Source organism: Pseudoalteromonas maricaloris, from assembly GCF_024746855.1.
GTDB classification, from domain to species: Bacteria; Pseudomonadota; Gammaproteobacteria; order Enterobacterales; family Alteromonadaceae; genus Pseudoalteromonas; species Pseudoalteromonas maricaloris.
This window is the reverse complement of record NZ_CP024625.1, coordinates 3,075,131-3,093,113: the sequence shown is the minus strand read 5'-3', so window position 1 is coordinate 3,093,113 and position 17,983 is coordinate 3,075,131. Positions and strand designations below refer to the sequence as shown.

Here is a 17,983-nt window from a genome sequence, read left to right as displayed (position 1 = left end):
CTTATTAATAGTTTTAATTTTGCTGTGTAGCTTGTTTTAGGGAAGAAAACTAGGCAATGGATTTAATGTGACATTTGCGGTTTTAGACAAAAGTCACATTAAGTCAGGCGACACAAGACGCTAATTTTGCTATAAAAAAATAAAAACTGGTTACAGTGGAGTCGTATGTACAAAGTCGGGGAATTTGTTTTTGATTATCAACGAGCAGAGCTTGGTCATCAGGGCCAAGTTAAAAAGCTTGAGCCGCAGATTAATGAGTTGCTGAAGCTATTTGTCGAAAATCCTAGACAGTTGGTAACTAAAGAGCAAATCATCCATTTACTTTGGCCTAATCGCATCATCACCGACGATGCTTTTCGTGCGGTAATCAAGAAATTACGTCGAGCGCTAGGAGATAGCGCAAAGGAAGCTCGTTATGTTCGAACATTGCCATTGAAGGGTTACATACTGATTGCTGAAGTTTCTGTTTTACCTTCTAAAGCGACGCCTTCGATCCACCTCCGCTATCGGTTACTTTCTATAGTCGCATTGATTTTATTGGTTTTATTTTATCTTTTTTCCGGTGAAACAGTCATCGAACCAAAGCTTGAAGCACTCACAAAGGTTGCTGGCTCAGAGGTTAGCCCTTCATTTAACAGCAAGCTAAATCATTTACTTTACTCCCATCGAGCCGAGAAAGATGATTATCTTCAGCTTTACACTAAATCGTTAGAAAGCGGCGAAATTACTCAGCTTACTTTTGGTGAGGCTAATTTTGCCAATGCATACTTTTCCTATGATGGTAGCAAAATTGCGTTTACGAGAAGTACGGCCACAACTTCAGACATTGTAATCGCGGACTATTCGCCACAAACAGGGCTGACGAACTATGACACCTTACCACAAGCAGTCTCTTCGCAACGGTATTTGCAATCGTGGCGCGCGAATGGTCAGGGGTTGTATTTAAGTGACGCCAAAAAGCCGTTAACACCGCAAGGGATTTGGTATTATCGAATAGATAATCAAACACTACAAAATATTACCTCACCAGGTGGAAATGGTGGCGGCGATTACTTTGCTCGCGAATCTCATAACGGGCGCTGGCTCGCGGTGCTTCGAAATAGCGACAGTCAAAGCCATGAGCTGTTGATCCAGCACCTTGCTAGTGGTGAGTTGAGTCATATCGCCCTGTTGCCAAAAGCATTTAATCGTTTGGTTTGGCAACGAGATGACGAAAGTATCCTACTTTCAAGCTTTCACTCCGATTTTGCCCAGTATGATCTCTCCGTGTATGAGCTACACACCATAGAGCTTGATATCCCCTATCTGAACGACGTTTTCTATGGCTGCGGCAAGCACTGCTTTTATGCTCGACAGCACAATGGAAATTACCTAGATTTGCAATATCTGGCTAACCCATTTTCCGAAAATTCAGTCTCTCACTTTGGCTTTCACACGCAGCTTGGCGCACAAGACTTCCCGATTATGGATAAGGTGAGCGACAAAACTTACTTCGTGACAAAACAGTATGGCAGGACTGAGCTTATTGCTGCTGATAGACAGATGAGTAGGGTACTACATACATTTCCCAGAGACAGTGATTTTAGCGCGCTGCAATTGGATACTGAGGGCAGAAAGCTGGCAGGTATTGTCGATGGAAGATTATTTGTATTCGACCTTGAAAAAGATGCAATTGAGTTTCTCACCACATCACTAGAACAAGTTTCAACACCTGTTTGGGCATCAAACCTTGATCACTTGCATTACGCAAGACTAGAGCATGGTTCACCTGTTATCTATCGCTATGAACTCGATACTCAAACTACCATAAGGGAAGAAGTTGACCATTTTGCCAAGATAAAGGTCAGCTCATCAGAGACGCTGTTGCTCGATGATGCACTGCAAGTTTGGTATCAAAAAGATGGCAAAAAGCGCTTTTTGACTACGCTACAAAGTGCGAGTTCAAACCGCTGGTTAATGAGAGGTGAGTGGTTGTATTACACGACCCGAAAAGAAAACTTGGCTTATTTAGAAAGGGTTAATGTATACACAGGTGCCATTGAAACACAATTTCTTGCCAAAAATAGGTATAGATTAAACTTTGATTTGTCTGCTGACGCAGAGGTTATGCTGGCAGTCCGCTCGTTATTGGCGCAAAGCGACCTTGTGAAGATAGCGTATTGAGCTGGATAAAGAAAAATTGATAGCCATATCCGCTATCAATTTTTCGCACCCAAAGCTCAACAGGCTATAGATACTAAAATTAAGACTCTAGGCCTTCGTCGTCACCAAGACCTTTGGTTAGATCTTCTAACAACTCTTTGATTTCTTCCGATACCAAAATAAAGTCGGCATCAAGTTTAACGGCTAGATCTTCTTTAGGAATATCTGCATTTTGGTCTTTAAGTGCTTCTGCATAGCTTAAACGTTTTAATGTGCCATCGTTTTGTAAAACGAACTTCACGCGCTCACGCCAATCTAACGCGAGTTTAGTCACACGTTTACCGTTTTCTAGGTGCGTTTTGATTTCGTCTGATGAAAGGTCATGTTGTTTTAACTTTACCTGAGCGCCGTTGTCGTCTGGCTCTTGCAACTCAGCGTCGGTGCCTATTGCAAAGCCTTCAGGTGCACTAAACTCGGTGAGCCAGTGTGTTAGCTGTAAGTCTAAATCATAGTTTGCAAACGCAGGTACAACAGGAAGCGTGCCCAGAGACTTACGCAGTAGTGCAAGTAGTTCTTCCGCTTTATTGAAGCTGGCACTATTTACAATCACCCAACCTGATTTTTGGTCGATAAAAGCAAATTGCAGGCTCGATTTTTTGAACGCTTGAGGCAATAAAGTGGCTAGGATATTTTCTTTAATATCGTCTTTTTCTTTTTTCTTTACTGGACGATTTTCTTGTTGCTCTATTTGCTCAATTTTTTCGGCGACCATTTCATTGACTACGGCTGCAGGAAGCACCTTTTCTTCACGCTTAGCACAAACCAAGATACTGTCTTGAGAAAAATGAGAAAGCATTTGGCCATGTTTGCCAAAAGCTTTTGTCCAGCCAAAAGTGGTCATGTCTTGGCTACCACAAGGACGAAAAATATCCTGCTCGAGTGCTTTTTCGAAATCTTCTTGTGCGTAAGTTACATCTTGTTTGAATTTGTAGCAGATTAAGTTACTGAACCACATAGAAATATGCCCGTCTGGAATAAAATTGCGGTCATCATAGCAAAAAGGTCACAGCTTGTATTCCACTAGATGATGTTTGATGGTCGGGGAGATATCTTGCGCCAATACGCCACTTTGCAGCCTGACGTATTGGACGGTTGTTTTGTTCTAAACTTGGTTAGCTAAACATCGCCATTGGTTTTTGTAAGTCTTTTGGGAAACTGATGTAGTAGGTGAGGCCTTTGCCTTCTTCACTATTTACTTCGATATCCCCATTCAAGGTTTGTTTTACGAGGTTTAAGGTAATATGGGTACCAAGCCCACTGCCACCTTGATCGCGTTTGGTCGTAAAGAAGGGGTCAAACAAACGGTCTAGTTGGGCCTTACTTACGCCCTTACCGTTGTCTTTGTAGACGATATTTACCATACCATTGTCTTCTTTAATCTTAATATCTATTTGTCCTTGGTCTTGATTTTCAAAACCATGGATCAAAGAGTTCATGATAAGGTTAGTGAATATTTGGCTAATTGCCCCAGCTGGTAAATTTAGCGTCATGTCTTCAGGGCACTCAATATTTACTTGATGATGAGTTTTCTTCAATTTTGGATGTAATGAGCGGATCACTTCACCGAGGTATTGCTTCAGGTTAATGGTGCGAACCGCTTCACTGGCCTGATCGACTGCAATTTGTTTAAAGCTTGCGACAAGCTCCGATGCGCGGTCTAAATTGGTGGTAAGTAGGCTAGCACTTTGCTTTGCTTCACTAATAAATTCTTCTAACGCTTTTGGTGATAAGGTTTTTCCGTTGTACGCCGCCTCAAGCTGATCTAAACGTTCCTGCAAGAACGACGTTGCTGTCACGCCGATACCAACGGGGGTATTAATATCGTGCGTAATACCGGCAACGAGACCACCAAGTGCCGCCATTTTTTCAGAGCCCACTAGGCGCTCTTGAGCCATATTCAGCTCATCTACGTATTTCTCAAGTTCTTTTTGTTTCGTTAGTAATTCTTCTTCTGTTTGTTTTCTTAAATCAATCTCTTCTGTGAGCGTTAACTTCTGTTTTTCTAATTCATATTTTTGTTGCTGAAGATCCATCATCGCTTGGCTCAGGTTTGAAGTTTTACGTGCGACTTCTTGTTCCAACTGAATATTATGTTGGTCGAGCTTTTCATTGCTGATCAGCAGCTCTTTTTGAGTTTGGTCGAGTTTTTTACGATATTCAGAGACCTTATCAATTAGCTTATTGAATGCCTCTTCCATGATCTTTAGTTCATTGCGCTCTTTTGCGCCGATATCTATTTTATGGCCATCAACGTTGTCGACCTCAAAGTCTTCAATTTGCTCGGTGAGGTCGCTTAATGGCTCGGTAAGTAGCTTTCTGAAGGCAATTAAAAATAGAATAATCAAGAAAGTCGTCTTGATCATCGCATTACCTATCAAAAAGTAGATAGAAATCATAATGCGACTAAAGACGACTTCTCGGCTAGAAAACAATGTTACATCACCGACTTGTGTTGCACGTCCCGAAAATTCAAAAATCAACGGAAATGTATAACCAAATAAACCAGAGGGCGTATCTTCGATTATTGCTTCTTCTTGAACAAGCTGTTGGCTATACAGCTCGTGGATATCTAGTGAGCGGCCAAGCTGTGAAATAATCTCACCGCTGTCATCACGTACAATAATTCCTTCGATCATGGGGATCGCAAGTAGCCCCTCAGCGGTAGTAACGGTCTGCTTCGTATTGAGTTCCCAAATGGCACGGGTCAAACTGCGGCTAAAGGTTTTTTGCAGCATGGTAAGTTCATTGCGAATATAGTCTTTGGTATTGACGTATTCAGCAACGATTTGACCACATGTGACGACAAAGGTTAGAAGGAAGTAAACCGACAGCACATTGGTGAGCAATTTTTTTGAGAGGCTTTTTTGCAGCATGAATTAAGCTGAGCTCCTACGGTAAGTTCATCGCCTTTGTATAATCTGTTTTTAAAGTTAGCCAATAAATGGTTAAAAATAAATAATTATCTTCATTAATTATGCTTTTTGGCGCCTTACTTAGGAAAGTTTAATGTGTTATAAGATAGCGATATCCAGTGACCGTTTTATTAACGATAGTACAAGACTGACCACTTTATGAGTTATTCCGTCTTAGTTTGCGATGATTCGGCTGTCGCCCGTAAACAAGTCATTAAAAACTTACAGAGCAAATTAGACCTGACCTTGCACCAAGCACAGAATGGCCAGCAGGCGATTGATTTACTGAAAACTCAGCAAATAGATTTATTGTGTCTGGATTTAACCATGCCAATACTTGATGGGATTGCTGTGTTAGAGGCAATCAAAGCACACCGAATTGAATGTTTCGTGGTGGTTATTTCGGCAGATGTTCAGGCCAAGATGAAAGAAAGAGTAGCAAATTTGGGGGCGTTAGGGTTTTTAGAAAAACCGGTTAAAGCAGAGCAGTTATTAGAATTACTGCACCAGTTTGGTATCCGATAACTTATCTATGCAAATTACAAATGTCACTATTAAAAATTTGCATAATCTATTTTGCTCTTTCGTATTGACAGCGCGGCTAAACTTCAGGCACTCTAAAATTATGAAAACGAATATTATCACTACGACCATTATTACAACCACCATCCTAACGGGATAGTGGCATAGGTCAGTGCGAGTTTGAAAAAGGCCTGTGTTCACTAAGAACACAGGCCTTTTTTATTTTTGGAATGAGGAAAAATGATGCGAGTACTAAAGTTTGGAGGGTCTTCCCTCAAAGATTTTGCCTGTTTACAAAGAGTCAGAGAGCTAGTTAAAGACCATGGCCAACAACAAGCGCTTATCGTGCTGTCGGCTCCCGGTGGCATGACAGATCAGCTCGTTGAGCTTGCTGATTTGGCGGGACGAGGAGAAGCGTTTGACTCCCAGTGGCAGTCGTTTACTTCCCGCAGCCAAGGCTTATACGATGAAGTACAAGCGGTGTACGGTGGTGTTGTAGGCTGGCCTGACTTTGAATTACTTAAGAATAAATTAGATGGAGCCAAGTTACTGGGACATTGCCCAGATCAAGCAAGAGCCTATGTTATTAGTTTTGGTGAACGCATTAGCGTTGCGCTGATGGACACTATGCTGCAATCAGATTCAGTGGCACTCAATGCTGACGCTTGTGTAAAAACGCAGGGCGGGTATCTTGATGCCGAGGTTGACCTTAAGCTAAGTAAGCTATGTTTTGCAGAATTAGTACGTGCCCAAGCGTCGCGTTTTTATATCATGGCGGGCTTTACGGGAAGCAATGAAGCGGGCGAGCTAACAACACTTGGTCGCAATGGTTCTGACTACTCTGCGGCTGTCGCTGCTGCGTGTCTTGAAGCCGAAATCTGCCAAATCTGGACTGACGTTGATGGCGTCTACAGTGCAGATCCTCGCCTGATAAAGAAAGCGACTAAGGTCGACGTGCTATCTTATAAAGAAGCCATGGAGCTATCTTATTTTGGCGCTAAAGTGCTGCACCCAAAAACAATCTTACCTTGCGCCAAAGCAGATGTGCCTTGTGAAATTAAAAATACTCATGACCCAGAAGTGCCAGGTTCACTGATTTGTGCTCAAGGCGGTGGCGAGGCTCCAGTAAAAGCGCTTTCGAGTCTTGATAAACTGGCTATGCTGACCGTGGCAGGACCTGGAATGAAAGGCAAGGTTGGCATGGCTGCTCGGGTCTTTTCTGCACTGGCAGCAGATAACGTATCCATCGTACTTATTACGCAATCTTCTTGTGAATTCAGCATCAGTTTCTGTGTCCATGAGCAAGACTTAACACTTGCGCTGGCTGCGCTTGAGCAGGCATTTGAGCTTGAAACGCAAGCAGGTTTAATCGACCCAATTGAAGTGCAACGTAATCTTGCTATCGTTACTTTGGTTGGCGACAACATGAAAGCGCACAAAGGTCTTGCGGCCAAATTCTTTGCGTCACTTGCGCAGGCTCAGGTGAATATTGTTGCCATCGCGCAGGACTCAACGGAGAGTTCTATTTCGGCGGTGGTTGACGGTGAACTTTGCCAAGATGCAGTAAAAGTGTGTCACGAAAACTTCTTCACGCACGTGCCATCCATCGATGTTTTCTTGATTGGCTGCGGTCTAGTGGGTCAAGAATTAATGAAGCAGTTTCATAAGCAGCAAGTATGGCTTGAAAAACGCAATATCCGTTTGAATCTCTATGGCATTGCAAACTCAAGTAAGTGTTACTTAGACCCAGAAGGCGTACCGTTTGATAACTGGGAGCTGGCGCTTGAGAAAGCGGAGTCGGGCTTTGATTTACAACAGGTGAGCCAGTTTGTTAGACAAAATCATTTGATTAACCCTGTGATTGTCGATTGTAGTGCGGCTCAATTCGTTGCCGATGGCTATTTAGACTTTCTTAATGCGGGCTTTCATGTCGTTGCGGCTAATAAAAAAGCCAATACCGGCAGCTATGAGTATTATCAGTCACTACAACAGGCTGCACTAGCTAAGCGTCGTCACTTTCTATACGAAACTAACGTTGGCGCCGGACTCCCTGTATTAGACAACCTTAAACTGCTGTTTGGCGCAGGAGATGAATTGCTGTCATTTAGTGGTATTTTGTCTGGCTCGCTTTCGTATATCTTTGGCGTATTGTCGGATGGTTTATCGCTATCGGAAGCGACAGAGAAAGCTAAACAGAGTGGTTTTACAGAGCCAGATCCGCGCGATGACTTATCTGGTACGGATGTCGCTCGTAAGCTGCTTATCATTGCCCGTGAATCGGGACTGCCGTTGGAGCTCAGTGATATTGAAGTTGAATCTGTATTACCTGAAGGGTTTGCTGAGGGCGCCAGTGTTGATGAATTTATGGCGCAATTACCGCAATTAGATGATGCTTTCGCAGCGCGTATTGCGGCGGCCAAAGCACAAGGCCAAGTGCTACGCTATGTCGGTTCAATTGTTGACGGTAAATGCCGCGTTGGCATTGAAGCGGTAGAAAAAGAACATGCTCTGTACGATATTCGCGATGGTGAAAACGCACTGGCTATTTTGAGCCAATATTATCAACCAAAGCCTTTTGTGATCAGAGGTTATGGCGCGGGCGCAGAGGTAACCTCTGCAGGCGTATTTGCTGATATCCTAAAAACGCTGTCGAGGTAGGAGTTATGAAAACGTTTTATGCACCAGCGTCAATGGGTAATTTTTGTGTTGGCTTTGATGCCCTTGGCGCCGCGCTCCAGCCTATTGATGGCAGTTTACTGGGTGATCAGGTCAGCGTTGAAGCCGCAGAGCGTGATACGTTCAACTGTATTGGTCCATATGCCGAAAAGCTCTCCGCCGATCCTAAAGACAACTTGGCGTTTCAGTGTTTACAGCACTTCAAACAGCATGTGGCACCCAACATGCCGGCGGTTGCCATGACTTTGTATAAAGGCCTTCCTGTTGGTTCAGGTTTAGGCTCAAGTGCATGCTCTGTGGTTGCCGCTTTTGCTGCACTCAATGATTTTGCCAATACGCAATTAAGCCAAGAGGCGCTCATTGAATTGATGGCCGACTTTGAAGCAAAGGTCAGTGGTGGTCGTCACTACGACAACATCACGCCATGCTACCTTGGTGGACTACAACTGACTGCGGACTGCATTCCAAGTAAAGCAATCAGCGTTGCGCATGATGAAAGCTGGTTTTATGTTATTGCATATCCTGGCTTTGCATTGAATACAGCGAAAGCAAGACAAGCACTACCGCAGCAATTTTCTTTGCATCATACGGTGGAATTTGCCCAGCGACTGTCGGGCTTTTGTTTATTGATGCAGTCAGGTCAATTTGATAAAGCACTGTCGATGATGAAAGACAGTATTGCCGAGGAAGCGAGAGCGCCACTCATTGCTGGCTTTAGTGAGGCAAAAGACGCGCTACCAGCTTTAGGTGCCGAGCTGGTGAGTATTTCAGGGGCAGGGCCCACACTATTTGCTATTTGTAAGTCTGAGCAACAGGCAAATGCAGTGCAGCAATGGTTGCAACAAAATTACATTAATGAAGCGGGTTTTAGCCATATTTGCCGATTAGATGCGCAAGGCACAAGAGAATTAAAGGATCAAAAGTAATGAAATTAGTGAATTTAAAAGACGAACATCAGGTTGTTTCATTTGTTGAAGCGGTAAAAATTGGTTTAGGTCGTAACCAAGGGGTTTTTTTTCCTCCTACATTTGAGCGTATTGCGGATGTTGATGCACTACTTGAATTACCTTTTGCTGAGCGTAGTGCCAAGGTACTACATCACCTTATTGGCGATGAACTACCACGAGATACGCTCGATGCGATGGTAAAACGCGCCTTTAATTTCCCAGCTAAGTTAGTCGAAGTTGCTAAAAATCAGCATTGTTTAGAGCTTTTTCATGGACCAACACTGGCGTTTAAGGACTTTGGCGGCCGCTTTATGGCGGAATGCATTAGCATGTTTAATCAAGGTGAGCGCGTGACTATCCTCACCGCAACAAGTGGTGACACGGGCGCCGCCGTTGCCCATGCATTTTACGAAAAAGAAAATGTCGATGTGGTGATCCTTTATCCTCATGGCAAAATTTCGCTTGCCCAACAAAAGTTGTTTACAACACTTGGGAAAAACATTCATTGTTATGCTGTAGATGGCAGCTTTGATGACTGCCAAGCGATGGTAAAGTCTGCATTCCTTGATGACGAAGTAAAGCAAAAGCTTGGTCTTAATTCGGCAAACTCCATCAACATCAGTCGTTTAGTGGCACAAGTGTGTTATTACTTTGAAGCGCTAGCGCAATTACCTAAATCGCAGCGTGATAAAGTACATGTTTCAGTGCCAAGTGGTAACTTCGGCAACGTCTGTGCAGCAATGATTGCGGCGGCGATTGGATTACCTATTGCTAAGTTAAGTGCCACGACAAACCAAAATGATACTGTGCCCCGTTACATTGCCTCGGGTGAGTGGCAACCAAACGACACTTTAGAGTCACTCTCTAATGCGATGGACGTGAGTAAACCTAATAACTGGCCTCGTGTTGAAATCATGTTAGAAAGAGGGGATTTTAACAAACATGACTTTTATTCACGTTCGGTGTCAGAAGCGCGGACTCAGGCGGTAATGCAAGAATTACATGACAAAGGTTACTTGGCTGAGCCGCACACTGCGATAGCCTACGAGGGATTAGCGCTGGACTCTCAAGCGGATGAAACCGGAATTTTCCTTGCCACTGCGCATCCTGCGAAATTTAAAGAATCTGTAGAAGGTGTTTTAAATCAGCAGCTTGATATGCCTAAACCGTTGAACGATGCATTGCAAAAACCATGTTTGGCAGAGCCGCTTAGTGCAGATTATGATGCTTTGAAGGCGGCAATGTTAGCAAAACTCAACTAAATCAGAGAGCCTGTCTGAGTGGGTAGAACGCCCACTCAGATAAGGTCAATTTCAAGACTATATTAGCTTTTCAAATGCAACTTAGGTTGTCTTATTTAAAATATTAATGTTTAAATAAAAAAATATCATCGCGATAGGGGTGTGAAATAAATTCAATCCCTGCTTAAATATGCCCATGCTGATTTCATAGGCAAACTGGTTATCTTGTGATGCTAGATTGTCTTTAAAAATACCCTTACGTTTACCTAGGAGAAACCATGTTAGAACGTAACATGAATATTGCAGATTTTGACCCAGAACTATTTGCAGCGATTGAAGCAGAAACTTCACGTCAAGAAGAGCACATCGAGCTTATCGCTTCTGAGAACTACTGTAGCCCACGTGTACTTGAAGCGCAGGGTTCTCAGCTAACAAACAAGTATGCTGAAGGTTACCCAGGTAAGCGTTACTACGGCGGTTGTGAGCACGTAGACGTGGTTGAGCAACTTGCGATTGACCGCGCCAATGCGCTATTTGGTTCGACTTACGCAAACGTTCAGCCTCACGCAGGCTCACAAGCAAACGCGGCGGTATTCCAAGCGCTACTTCAGCCACATGATACTGTGCTAGGTATGAGCCTTGCTCACGGTGGTCACTTAACGCACGGTTCACACGTAAACTTCTCTGGTAAAACGTACAATGCTATTCAGTACGGTCTAAACGAAGAAACTGGTGAAATCGATTACGCGCAAGTTGAAGCGTTAGCACTTGAGCACAAGCCAAAAATGATCATCGGTGGTTTCTCTGCATATTCAGGGATCGTTGACTGGGCGAAGTTCCGCGAAATCGCTGATAAAGTAGGCGCTTACCTACTTGTTGATATGGCGCACGTTGCAGGTCTAGTTGCCGCTGGTATCTACCCAAGCCCAGTGCCTCATGCACACGTTGTAACAACAACAACGCACAAAACGCTAGCGGGTCCTCGTGGTGGTCTTATCATCTCTGCTTGTGATGATGAAGAAATCTACAAAAAGCTAAACTCTGCGGTATTCCCTGGCGGTCAAGGTGGTCCTCTATGTCACGTTATCGCTGCAAAAGCGGTTGCGTTCAAAGAAGCACTACAGCCAGAGTTCAAGTCATACCAAGAGCAAGTGGTTAAAAATGCACAAGCTATGGTTGCGGTACTTCAGGAGCGTGGTTACAAAGTGGTTTCTGGCAAAACTGAAAACCACCTGTTCCTACTTGACCTGATTGATAAAGACATCACAGGTAAAGATGCAGATGCTGCGCTTGGCCGTGCAAACATCACAGTAAACAAAAACTCTGTACCAAACGATCCACGTTCACCGTTCGTTACTTCTGGTCTGCGTATCGGTTCTCCTGCGATCACTCGTCGTGGCTTCAAAGAAGCTGAGTCGAAAGAGCTTGCTGGCTGGATCTGTGACGTACTAGACAACATCAATGATGAGTCTGTACAGGCACAAGTGAAAGAAAAAGTAAAAGCAATTTGCGCTAAATTACCTGTTTACGCATAATTTCGCTCACAAAAAAGCAGTTTTTTGTTATGATTAAGGCCGCATTCAAGCGGCCTTTTTTGTTTTTGAGTCAACGAGAGCGTCTATGCATTGTCCATTCTGTACAGCCAAAGATACCAAAGTGATAGATTCACGTTTGGTTGCTTCCGGCCACCAAGTCCGTCGCCGTCGTGAGTGTATTTTATGCCACGAACGCTTTACTACCTTCGAGGGCGCAGAGCTCTTAATGCCGCGCGTGATAAAGCAAGATGGTACCAGGGAGCCTTTCAATGAGGATAAGTTACTCAATGGCATGCACCGAGCGCTGGAAAAACGTCCCGTCAGCACTGAACAAATTGAAGAAGTAGTACACCAGATTAAATCTCAAATTCGTGGTACTGGTGAACGCGAAGTACCAAGCGACATGATTGGCGAATGTATTATGGAAGCCCTCAAAAAGCTCGATAAAGTGGCTTATGTGCGATTTGCTTCGGTATATCGCTCTTTCGAAGATATTCGTGAGTTTGGTGAAGAAATTGCGAGGTTGGGGGATTGAGCCAGTTCACAGCGCAAGACCTTGATTACATGAGCCGCGCCATCACGCTTGCAAAGCGCGGTAAATACACCACAACACCCAATCCAAACGTCGGCTGTGTGATCGTAAAAGACGGTGAAATCGTCGGCGAAGGCGCGCACTTAAAAGCAGGTGAAGGCCATGCTGAAGTGCATGCGCTTAAGCAAGCTGGAGCTAAAGCCGCTGGTGCAACTGCCTATGTAACGCTTGAGCCGTGTAGTCACTATGGCAGAACGCCGCCGTGCGCAAAAGGTCTGATTGATGCAGGCGTCAGCAGAGTGGTTGCTGCCATGGTTGATCCCAACCCACAAGTTGCAGGGCGTGGATTGGCAATGTTAGAAGCCGCAGGAATTGCAACGGCTTTTGGTTTGCTAGAGCCACAAGCAAGGGCACTGAATACCGGATTCTTGAAGCGAATGGAGTATGGGTTGCCGTTCGTGACTTGTAAGCTTGCCGCTTCTCTTGATGGTAAAACCGCACTAAACAATGGCCAGAGCAAGTGGATTACCTCAGCGGAAGCGCGCTTAGACGTACAGCGCCACCGCGCGCAGAGCTGTGTGGTCTTGACCGGAGCGGATACGGTTATGGTAGACAACGCCAGACTCAATGTTCGTGAGGAGTCTTTGCAAGACATCGATTATCCTCAATCTGAGCTACGCCAGCCGATACGTGCGATTATTGACTCACAAAATCGTCTGACACCAGATCTTGCGCTATTTAAAATTACATCTCCGGTGATTATTTTTCGCCGTACTATTGATAATTCAGCGCAATGGCCTCATTTCGTAGAGCAAATTGTCGTGCCTGAAATCAACGGTAAGCTCGACCTAAAAGCCGTGCTCAACAAGCTGGCTGAAAAGCACTGTAATTATGTTTGGCTAGAAGCCGGTGCCACCCTTGCGGGGGTAATGCATGAACAAGGGCTAATCGATGAATATATCGTCTATTTGGCACCGAAAATAATTGGCGCTGGAAAAGGGCTGTTTAACACCACGCCACTGAGTGCCATGTCGCAAATACCAGAGTTAGTGTTTGGCGACGTTTGCCAAGTGGGGCCTGATCTCAAACTTATCGCGACTAAAGAGAAGTAAAATGTTTACAGGTATTATCGAAGCAACAGGAACATTAACTCAATTGCAGCTCAAGGGCGGCGATTTAATTGTTCGTGTGACCACGACATCTCTTGATATGAGCGATGTAAACTTGGGTGATAGTATTGCCACTAACGGGGTTTGCCTGACCGTAACTGAGAAGTTTCATGATGGCTTCAAAGCCGATGTTTCTAACGAAACCTTAAGTTTGACGCGTTTTGCCGAGTACCAACAAGGCCAAAAGGTAAATCTTGAAAAGGCACTGCAGCCGATTTCACGTCTAGGCGGTCATTTGGTGTCAGGCCATGTGGATGGTATTGCTGAAGTGGTTGAGATAACCGCTAATGCCAGAGCGACTGACTATTGGTTAGCCGCGCCATCATCGCTAATGAAGTATATTCCGTATAAAGGTTCGGTTGCCATTGATGGTATCAGTTTGACGGTCAATGCCGTGGAACAAAATCGCTTTAAACTGACCATAGTGCCACACACGGCGCAAGAAACGACGATTGCAGGTTTTCAAGTCGGGTCAAAACTAAACCTAGAGGTTGACCAAATCGCCCGCTACCTCGAAAGACTAATTCAGGGTGAGCCAAGCGCTGCCAGCGAGTCCACTCTCACAACCAGTCTATTGGCGAAAGCTGGCTTTATAAAGTAGCCACAGACAAAGTAAAAATGGGAAAACTATGAGTTTAAATAGTGCTGAGGAAATCATCGCGGACATTAAAGCCGGTAAAATGGTTATTTTGATGGACGATGAAGACCGAGAAAATGAAGGTGATCTGATCATTGCAGCAGAGCACATTACACCAGATGCAATTAATTTCATGGCAACATATGGTCGCGGGTTAATCTGTTTGACCATGACACAGGAGCGCTGTGAGCAGCTGAACTTGCCACTAATGGTGAAAACCAATGGCGCTCAGTTCTCTACCAACTTTACTTTGTCTATTGAAGCTGCGAAAGGCGTAACGACGGGGATTTCAGCGGCAGATCGTGCTCGTACAGTGCAAGCTGCAGTTGCCAAAGGTGCGGTGCCTGAAGATATTGTACAACCTGGTCATATCTTCCCAATCATGGCGCAACCAGGCGGCGTTTTAACGCGTGCAGGCCATACTGAAGCTGGATGTGATTTAGCACGTTTGGCGGGATTGGAACCTGCATCTGTGATTGTTGAAATTCTAAATCCAGACGGCACTATGGCACGTCGCCCACAACTAGAAGTATTCGCAAAAGAACACGATATTAAAATCGGCACCATTGCTGATTTAATTGAGTATCGTAATTTAAACGAAACCACTATCGAAAAAGTAGCAGAGTGTAGACTGCCTACTGAGTTTGGTGAGTTTAATCTAGTGACGTACAAAGACACCATTGATAATCAACTTCACTATGCGATGGTAAAAGGCGAGATAAAATCGGAAGAAGCCAATTTAGTACGTGTGCATCTGCAAAGCACGTTTAACGATATTCTTCATTCAGATCGCAGCGCGGATAGAAGCTGGACACTGCAAAGTGCCATGAAGCACATCGCCGACAACGAAGGTGTATTAGTCATTCTTGGTAAGCAAGAACGCAGCGAAGAGATGGAAGCGCTGGTTAAGGCATTTGCTGCGGAAGATGCGGGTGAACAGGTGAACTACCGTAAATTCCAAGGTACTTCGCGCACCGTAGGTGTGGGGTCGCAAATTTTGGCTGATTTAGGCATTCAGAAAATGCGCCTAATGAGTCTACCTAAAAAATATCATGCACTGTCTGGTTTCCACTTAGAAGTGGTCGAATACGTCGAACCAAAATAATTCCAAAATGCCAAATTGATCGCAATCGCCTATATTCAGATAGTAGGCGATTGCCACATTACTGTGCTATCATGCGCCTCAATTTGGCAATTGCTCATACAGATTAGGAACATCTAATGAAAGTAATCGAAGGTAATAAATACGCTCCTGGCAAAAAATTTGCCATTGTCATTTCACGTTTTAACGATTTTATCGGTAGCAGCTTACTTGAAGGCGCTGTAGATGAATTAAAACGTACCGGTGGTGTTAGCGATGAAGACATCACGGTTGTATATGTACCGGGAGCGGTTGAACTACCACTAGCAGCAAAACGCGTTGCGATGAAAAAAGAGCACGACGCGATTATTGCGCTAGGTGTGATTATTCGTGGTGGTACGCCACACTTCGATTTAGTTGCTAACGAGTCTAACAAAGGCTTAGCTAGCGTTTCATTAGATTATGACATCCCAGTTGCTTTTGGTGTACTTACTACCGAAAGCATTGAGCAAGCTATCGAGCGCGCGGGCACTAAAATGGGCAACAAAGGGGGAGAAGCCGCCCTTGGAGCTCTAGAAATGGTGAACGTGCTAGAGCAAATTTAAGAGGAATCTCAGTGAAACCAGCAGCTAGACGCAAAGCACGTGTACTTGCTTTACAAGCTATTTATTCTTGGCAGCTAAGTGGTAACCCAATTGCCGATATCGAACAGCAAATGCTGATCGAAAACGACGTAACGAAAGTCGATGTAGAATACTTCAAAGACTTAGCGCGTGGTGTTGTTGTTAACCAAAAGCAGCTAGACGAAGCAATTCGTCCGCATTTAGCTCGTCCACTTGAAGAATTGGATATGGTTGAGCTTGCCGTGTTACGTGTTAGTGCTTATGAGCTTAAATTCCGTGAAGATGTGCCATACAAAGTGGCTATCAACGAAGGTATTGAGTTAGCGAAAATGTTTGGCGCTGAAGAAAGCCACAAATTCGTTAACGGTGTACTGGACAAAGCGGTTAAGTTTATTCGCAAATAAGCTTTACTATAGGAATAGCCGGCCTTGGCCGGCTTTTTTGTGTATGAAAGAATTTGAGCTAATCAATCACTACTTTAAAGGCCGCGGTATTATTCGTCGAGATGTAGAGCTTGGGATCGGTGATGACTGCGCCTTAGTTTCAGTTCCTGCTGGCAATCAGCTTGCGGTAACAACGGATACGCTAGTTGCGGGTGTGCACTTTTTTGAAGATATTCCACCACGGGCGCTTGGCCATCGTGTGATTGCGGTAAACCTTAGCGACTTAGCTGCAATGGGCGCGGAACCTACTTGGGTGTCACTTGGTTTAACCATACCCAACGCTGACTTGGAGTGGTTAGAGGCCTTCACCGAAGGCATGCATGAAATCGCCGAGTACTATAACGTACAAGTAATAGGTGGCGATACAACGCAAGGTCCATTGACTATCACTATATGTGCAAAAGGTATTGTACCAACTGGTAAAGCACTCAAGCGCTCAGGAGCGCGAGTGGGTGATTGGATTTATGTAACAGGTCCACTTGGTGACGCAGGGCTTGCTATTGAAGCGCGAAAGCAGGACTGGACGCTTGAGCCAAAACATTACAAAGCGGCGCTTGAAAAGTTTCACTACCCAGCGCCACGGGTTGCAGCTGGCCAAGTGCTTAGAGGGCTTGCTACTTCAGCAATCGATATCTCAGACGGTCTACTTGCGGATCTTAAGCATATTTTACGTAGCTCGTTAGTTGGCGCTAAGATAAATGCCGATAAAGTCCCACAATCTGATGCGCTGCGCTCAAGTCTTGATGAAGATGCACGCATGCGGCTCGCGCTCGGTTTTGGTGATGACTACGAGTTACTCTTCACGGTCAATGATAATAACAAAAATGCCGTGGAAACCAGATTGAAGCAATATGGTGTTGAGCCAGTTTGCATTGGCCAAATTACGGCTAATAATGGCGAAATTCAATTGCTCAAAAAAGGTCAACCTTACCAGCTCGCAGGGCTTGGTTTTGAGCATTTTAGCTAGGAGTTGGTTTGGCTAAGCAATATGTATTTAATTTAAAGAAGCCGCATCAATTCTTTGCACTCGGGTTTGGTCTTGGTTTAGCGAAAAAAGCACCAGGTACTTTTGGTACCTTCGCCGCATTACCGTTTATTTTTGCAACCCAAGGTGCACCAATTTGGCTGCAATGTCTGGTTGCGATTGTCATGACATTATTTGGGATTTGGGTGTGTGGTAAAACAGCGGACGATGTTAATGTTCATGACCATCCAGCCATTGTCTGGGATGAAGTGGCAGGCTTTTATATTACCATGATAGGGGCGGCACTTAGCTGGCAGTCATTAATCGTTGGCTTTATTTTGTTTCGCTTTTTCGATATTTTGAAACCGGGTCCGATAAGATGGCTCGATAAACGTTTGCACGGTGGCTCTGGGATTATGCTAGATGATGTATTAGCTGGCATTTTTTCATTGATTTGCGTGCAAGCTTTGTTTAAAACTGGCATTTTAGTCTAACTGTG

The 17,983-nt window shown here is 44.5% G+C and carries 16 protein-coding genes; 14 read left to right on the top strand and 2 right to left on the bottom strand.

Annotated features, from left to right (window positions below; genetic code table 11):
• The first annotated feature begins 165 nt into the window (after window positions 1–165).
• Entirely contained in the window at window positions 166–2,163 is a 1,998-nt protein-coding gene (locus tag CTT31_RS13670) for a winged helix-turn-helix domain-containing protein (protein WP_260491441.1), read from the top strand.
• Window positions 2,164–2,242: 79 nt separating this feature from the next.
• On the opposite strand, the gene rdgC is transcribed toward CTT31_RS13670, so the two are convergent.
• Together rdgC and CTT31_RS13660 are read right to left on the bottom strand one after the other, a co-directional pair.
• A complete protein-coding gene (gene rdgC, locus CTT31_RS13665; protein WP_010606126.1) occupies window positions 2,243–3,157 on the bottom strand; it encodes a recombination-associated protein RdgC in 915 nt (304 codons plus the stop codon).
• A 157-nt stretch (window positions 3,158–3,314) separates the two neighbouring features.
• The gene (locus CTT31_RS13660; protein ID WP_010606127.1) at window positions 3,315–5,075 is read right to left on the bottom strand and encodes a sensor histidine kinase; all 1,761 of its coding nucleotides are present in this window, start codon (window positions 5,073–5,075) and stop codon (window positions 3,315–3,317) included.
• Window positions 5,076–5,273: 198 nt separating this feature from the next.
• On the opposite strand from CTT31_RS13660, the gene CTT31_RS13655 reads away from it, so the two are divergent.
• The 13 genes from CTT31_RS13655 (at window position 5,274) to CTT31_RS13595 (ending at window position 17,978) form a co-directional block, all read left to right on the top strand.
• On the top strand, window positions 5,274–5,639 hold the full coding sequence (locus tag CTT31_RS13655; RefSeq protein ID WP_069022959.1) for a response regulator: 366 nt from the start codon (window positions 5,274–5,276) through the stop codon (window positions 5,637–5,639).
• A 240-nt stretch (window positions 5,640–5,879) separates the two neighbouring features.
• A complete protein-coding gene (gene thrA / locus CTT31_RS13650) occupies window positions 5,880–8,294 on the top strand; it encodes a bifunctional aspartate kinase/homoserine dehydrogenase I (protein ID WP_260492408.1) in 2,415 nt (804 codons plus the stop codon).
• A 5-nt stretch (window positions 8,295–8,299) separates the two neighbouring features.
• On the top strand, window positions 8,300–9,238 hold the full coding sequence (gene thrB, locus CTT31_RS13645; RefSeq protein ID WP_039493701.1) for a homoserine kinase: 939 nt from the start codon (window positions 8,300–8,302) through the stop codon (window positions 9,236–9,238).
• Complete coding sequence (gene thrC / locus CTT31_RS13640) at window positions 9,238–10,521, top strand: threonine synthase (RefSeq protein WP_039493699.1); 1,284 nt, start codon at window positions 9,238–9,240, stop codon at window positions 10,519–10,521. The genes thrB and thrC overlap by 1 nt, the downstream gene beginning before the upstream one ends.
• A 257-nt stretch (window positions 10,522–10,778) precedes the next feature.
• On the top strand, window positions 10,779–12,035 hold the full coding sequence (gene glyA, locus CTT31_RS13635; RefSeq protein ID WP_010372111.1) for a serine hydroxymethyltransferase: 1,257 nt from the start codon (window positions 10,779–10,781) through the stop codon (window positions 12,033–12,035).
• Window positions 12,036–12,120: 85 nt separating this feature from the next.
• A complete protein-coding gene (gene nrdR, locus CTT31_RS13630; protein WP_010372109.1) occupies window positions 12,121–12,570 on the top strand; it encodes a transcriptional regulator NrdR in 450 nt (149 codons plus the stop codon).
• A complete protein-coding gene (gene ribD / locus CTT31_RS13625) occupies window positions 12,567–13,679 on the top strand; it encodes a bifunctional diaminohydroxyphosphoribosylaminopyrimidine deaminase/5-amino-6-(5-phosphoribosylamino)uracil reductase RibD (protein WP_039493697.1) in 1,113 nt (370 codons plus the stop codon). The genes nrdR and ribD overlap by 4 nt, the downstream gene beginning before the upstream one ends.
• Before the next feature lies 1 nt (window position 13,680).
• Complete coding sequence (locus CTT31_RS13620; protein WP_010372102.1) at window positions 13,681–14,337, top strand: riboflavin synthase; 657 nt, start codon at window positions 13,681–13,683, stop codon at window positions 14,335–14,337.
• 28 nt (window positions 14,338–14,365) lie between these two features.
• Window positions 14,366–15,478 carry a bifunctional 3,4-dihydroxy-2-butanone-4-phosphate synthase/GTP cyclohydrolase II gene (ribBA, locus tag CTT31_RS13615; RefSeq protein WP_069022948.1) on the top strand — a complete coding sequence of 371 codons (1,113 nt, stop codon included), beginning with the start codon at window positions 14,366–14,368 and terminating at the stop codon, window positions 15,476–15,478.
• Between the two features lie 116 nt (window positions 15,479–15,594).
• The gene (gene ribH, locus CTT31_RS13610; RefSeq protein ID WP_010372096.1) at window positions 15,595–16,059 is read left to right on the top strand and encodes a 6,7-dimethyl-8-ribityllumazine synthase; all 465 of its coding nucleotides are present in this window, start codon (window positions 15,595–15,597) and stop codon (window positions 16,057–16,059) included.
• An 11-nt stretch (window positions 16,060–16,070) separates the two neighbouring features.
• Window positions 16,071–16,481: a transcription antitermination factor NusB gene (gene nusB, locus CTT31_RS13605; protein ID WP_010372094.1), complete on the top strand. Its 411-nt coding sequence runs from the start codon at window positions 16,071–16,073 to the stop codon at window positions 16,479–16,481.
• Between the two features lie 43 nt (window positions 16,482–16,524).
• Window positions 16,525–17,487, top strand: coding sequence for a thiamine-phosphate kinase (thiL, locus tag CTT31_RS13600; RefSeq protein WP_130163559.1), 963 nt, complete (start codon window positions 16,525–16,527; stop codon window positions 17,485–17,487).
• A gap of 8 nt (window positions 17,488–17,495) precedes the next feature.
• Window positions 17,496–17,978: a phosphatidylglycerophosphatase A family protein gene (locus CTT31_RS13595; RefSeq protein ID WP_010606135.1), complete on the top strand. Its 483-nt coding sequence runs from the start codon at window positions 17,496–17,498 to the stop codon at window positions 17,976–17,978.
• Window positions 17,979–17,983 lie beyond the last annotated feature (5 nt).